Consider the following 3506-nt stretch of genomic DNA (forward strand, 5'->3'; position numbering starts at 1 on the left):
GACCGAGAGTTCAGCCTTGTGGCTGGAAGGGCTATGTACGGGCTTTCACCGTGATTCACGCTTCAACGAATCGCACGAACATTCATTCTACTCGTTTCTAGGCAGATATTAGAAACGCGGATTCGGAGGCTCTACCTCCAATTTTTCGGATCGGAAAGCCCAGCAGACCAAGAGTTACATTGGTTCCTAAGCAGAGCCTAGGAACCAGTTAAAATCACTACTGACAACAGTCAACTGACAACTGACAACTGACTAATTATTCCGTCTTGAGCGCATTCACGAACTCCCACTTGCCACCTTTAACAACATTTCCTGACATTGTAGTCAAGCTCGTGTCGCCGTTGGTGTCAAAACTCCAAGTGCCGAGTACCCCGTTAAAATCTTTAGTTGCCAAGACAGCTTCGCGGATAGCAGCGCGGTCATTTTTGCAAACTTTATTAATTGCGCCGATCGCAACTTTAGCAGCTTCATAGGCGTAAGCTGCATAAGCTTCCGGTTCAGCATTATATTTTGCCTTGTAACTTTCGTACCACTTCGCACCGACACCAGTTAATTCTTGAGGAGGCAAGCCGCCAAAAGTAGCGTAAATTCCTTCGGCATCTTTGCCTGCCGCGTCAATTAAAGCTTGCTCTTTAATGCCGTCGGGCCCCATGAATTTAACTGCATCAGGCGTCATTCCGACATTTCTCATGTCTTTAATTATTTGTCCGGCATTGCTCTGAGTAGTGCCACCGAAGTAAATTAGGTCTGGATTTAAAGCTTTGATCTTATTCATTAACGCCTTATAGTCGCTAGCTTTAATATCAATTCCCTCTCTTCCGAGGACTTGAATTCCCAACTTTTTAGAAGTTGCTTCAAAAACGTCAGCGATGCCTTTGCCGTAGAGTTCTTGGTCGTCGAGAATGTAGACTTTTTGTACGCCTAAAGATTTCGCCCAGTTGCCAGCTACAGCCCCTTGAAGGTCGTCAGCGGGGACAACGCGGGTGAAATTACGAGTGCCAGCGGGATAATAAACGTTAGGCTCTTTGGCTTCGCCTTTTCCTGGTTTAGTCAGTCCCGGATAAGTGTTGGCCGGACTGATCATGACGATGTTAGCTTGGTTGAGCACAGGAATGGAAAGTTTGGCGGCACCGGAGTTATAGTGACCGATGACGGCAACTACGGAACCGTCAGCGACGGCTTTGTTGGAGTTGGACGTTACTTGGGCCGGGTCCCATTTGCCGGCGGCGGCGGTGGCGTCATCGAAAACTTCGTATTGGATTTGGATTTTGCCGTCGCAAGCTTTGGAGTTGGTTTCGGCGAGGGCTTGTTGGATGCCGTTGACCATTGTTTGAGCTTGACCCAAGGCGCTGCCTGTCATGGGCAGCATGGAGACAATTTTGACAGTATTTGGGTCTCCGGGGCTGCTGACTACGACGGGAGTGGCTGCGGGACTGGTTCCGGGGCTGCCTCCGGGAGTTGTGGCGGTGGGTGCTTGAGGATTTTGACAGCTAGCGCACAGAGAGGCTATTCCGGCGGCAAAAAGTAATTTCCGCAATCCTCCGACGCCGAGATTGTGTGTTGAGTTGATTTTTGGGGATGTGGGACTTTTGCCCCCTGATTTTTCTGAAAAGTTCATAGGTTGGTTGGTTTGTTGCTGGCGTTTTTGCATATTTTTCACTCTAGTCAGTATGTAGTCAAGAGTTAGCACAAGTTTAAAAAATTTGTGTCAACTCTCAAAGATACACTGCTGCCGCCAGAAGGTCGGGACTTGGGCCATATGTGATATCAATGTCGGCGATATCCAAAGTTTAGACTTGAAAAATGTCTTATTCGCCTGGTTCTGCTTGGTATTGTGCGATCGCAGTTTGGATTTCCTCGGCCGAGATGTTTGCTTGTTCTGATTTCGAGTAAATCAGGTGTAAAACAACCTGAGTCGGTGATTCAACTTGATAAATCAAACGATAGCCACCGCTCTTACCAACTTGGGCATCACTGTTTTTAGCCCGGACTTTGTAAACGGTGTATTGGGTGCCTGCAATCAGGTTTCCGATGAAGTTTCCTTGGATAATCTCATCGAGGACGGGCTGAACATAGGTTTGAATTTGGCGATACTTTTTAGCGAGTCCTTTGAGGCGACGTTTGAAAAGTGCCGTGAATTTGAGTTGGACTGGCATCTCAGACATTGATGCCGTCCCAGAGCTCCTCGATGGGGAAGGTTTGTCCCGCTTTGGCTTGGTGGAGCGAGGCTTTCAGGTCAGCGAGGATTTTGTCGTTGGAGTCGGTGTCTGAGTCAAAATCCGAGTCGAAGTCTGGGGCGAGCGCGGTCTGTGTCCGACTGGTCAAAAATTCCAGGAATGTCAGGGTTTGCTCTAAAAGCGATTCAGGAGTCCGTTCGATCGCTTCTAGAAGGCGTTGTTTTATCGGCGACATAAGATGACCTCTCAATCTAGCTCCTCTCATCTTATCAGTAAGTCTAGTAAATTTTGTTTGCATCGAAAACTTAAATGTGTCTGGGATGCTCAAGTGTGGTAAATTAGCGGCTGCTATAGCAATGCTTGGATTCTCTGAATTTTGTAGTCTGAGGTTGACTCGCCCATGATTGAGTTACAAGCGGATTTAGAATATGTAGTGAGCGATCGCCTAAAAGTTTCTTTAGATGCGATCGCACAATTTTGCCCGCGCTGGAACATTGTCGATTTTGCCCTGTTTGGATCGGTGCTGCGGGATGATTTTCGCCCTGATAGCGATGTGGATTTATTAGTTACTTACGAGTCATCGCACCGCCTCACGCTGTCTTATTTATTGAGTAAGCTGTTACGCATTTAAATTGGAGATTTGGGACAGGCTAGAAGCCCGTCCCACAAGAGTTTTATTGATTTTTGACACACAGTTTAAATGTAGAACAGCTTATGCAGGAAGAGATAGAGGATTTATTTCACCGTTCTGTAGATTTGGTGGAAAAAAAACAGTTAAAAAATCCCTATCGGCGATCGAACATTTTGAAAACGCATCGAGTGATTTATGCAAGCGGGCGATCGGGATAGTGCTTCACTTTGGGACATGGCGCAAGCAATCCGTCGGATTCAAGAGTTTACGGCGAATGCCTCATCCGAGACTCCGGCTTGAAAGTGTTTTTATGCAAAGTGCCGTAGAGCGGCAGTTGGGGATTTTGGGCGAAGCCTCTCGGAGAGTTTCGATCGATTTTCAGCAGTTTCATCCCGAAATTGATTGGCGAAATGCGATTAACTTACGCAATATTTTAGTTCACCGTTATGACCAAGTGAGTTCGGAAGTTATTTGGAATATTGTTACAAGTATTTGGCCTGGTTTGCGGGTGCAAATAGAGGCATTACTGCTACCGTTACCTGATGATATTTGATATCATGCCCGGTCAAATCCCTCGGCTTAGCGCTTGAGGGCGATCGATCCGGTTTGTAGTGAGGACTTAAGTCCAATGTCACTGAAAAAGTCTCGATCGCAAGGCCTATTTACCTTTTAAGATAGAGCGAGGTTCCTGCATTCGA

At 46.9% G+C, this 3506-nt stretch carries 6 protein-coding genes; 3 read left to right on the forward strand and 3 right to left on the reverse strand.

Features of this window, described 5'->3' with window-relative positions; translation table 11 throughout:
* Positions 1 to 256: 256 nt before the first annotated feature.
* From QUB08_RS31490 to QUB08_RS31500, 3 genes are all read right to left on the reverse strand, one after another.
* Positions 257 to 1651 carry a branched-chain amino acid ABC transporter substrate-binding protein gene (locus QUB08_RS31490; protein ID WP_333230178.1) on the reverse strand — a complete coding sequence of 465 codons (1395 nt, stop codon included), beginning with the start codon at positions 1649 to 1651 and terminating at the stop codon, positions 257 to 259.
* A 157-nt stretch (positions 1652 to 1808) separates the two neighbouring features.
* On the reverse strand, positions 1809 to 2165 hold the full coding sequence (locus QUB08_RS31495) for a type II toxin-antitoxin system RelE/ParE family toxin (RefSeq protein WP_333230180.1): 357 nt from the start codon (positions 2163 to 2165) through the stop codon (positions 1809 to 1811).
* Complete coding sequence (locus tag QUB08_RS31500) at positions 2158 to 2412, reverse strand: hypothetical protein (RefSeq protein ID WP_333156469.1); 255 nt, start codon at positions 2410 to 2412, stop codon at positions 2158 to 2160. The genes QUB08_RS31495 and QUB08_RS31500 overlap by 8 nt, the downstream gene beginning before the upstream one ends.
* Positions 2413 to 2577: 165 nt before the next feature.
* Between QUB08_RS31500 and QUB08_RS31505 the strand changes: the two genes are divergently transcribed.
* The 3 genes from QUB08_RS31505 to QUB08_RS31515 all read left to right on the forward strand — a co-directional run bounded on the left by QUB08_RS31505 (position 2578) and on the right by QUB08_RS31515 (position 3361).
* A complete protein-coding gene (locus tag QUB08_RS31505) occupies positions 2578 to 2808 on the forward strand; it encodes a nucleotidyltransferase domain-containing protein (protein WP_333230183.1) in 231 nt (76 codons plus the stop codon).
* 83 nt (positions 2809 to 2891) lie between these two features.
* Entirely contained in the window at positions 2892 to 3026 is a 135-nt protein-coding gene (locus tag QUB08_RS31510) for a hypothetical protein (RefSeq protein ID WP_333230184.1), read from the forward strand.
* Between the two features lie 92 nt (positions 3027 to 3118).
* Positions 3119 to 3361 (forward strand): HepT-like ribonuclease domain-containing protein, encoded by a 243-nt coding sequence (locus tag QUB08_RS31515; RefSeq protein WP_333230186.1) that lies wholly within the window; start codon positions 3119 to 3121, stop codon positions 3359 to 3361.
* Positions 3362 to 3506 lie beyond the last annotated feature (145 nt).

The sequence above is a fragment of the Microcoleus sp. BR0-C5 genome (assembly GCF_036705045.1).
In the GTDB taxonomy this organism is placed as follows: Bacteria; Cyanobacteriota; Cyanobacteriia; order Cyanobacteriales; family Microcoleaceae; genus Microcoleus.

Excerpts from the sequence above, each read along its gene's own strand:
- QUB08_RS31500 (WP_333156469.1), bottom strand. The coding sequence starts at position 2,412 with ATGTCGCCGATAAAACAACGCCTTCTAGAAGCGATCGAACGGACTCCT.
- QUB08_RS31510 (WP_333230184.1), top strand. The coding sequence starts at position 2,892 with ATGCAGGAAGAGATAGAGGATTTATTTCACCGTTCTGTAGATTTGGTG.
- QUB08_RS31505 (WP_333230183.1), top strand. The coding sequence starts at position 2,578 with ATGATTGAGTTACAAGCGGATTTAGAATATGTAGTGAGCGATCGCCTA.
- QUB08_RS31495 (WP_333230180.1), bottom strand. The coding sequence starts at position 2,165 with ATGTCTGAGATGCCAGTCCAACTCAAATTCACGGCACTTTTCAAACGT.
- QUB08_RS31490 (WP_333230178.1), bottom strand. The coding sequence starts at position 1,651 with ATGCAAAAACGCCAGCAACAAACCAACCAACCTATGAACTTTTCAGAA.
- QUB08_RS31515 (WP_333230186.1), top strand. The coding sequence starts at position 3,119 with ATGCAAAGTGCCGTAGAGCGGCAGTTGGGGATTTTGGGCGAAGCCTCT.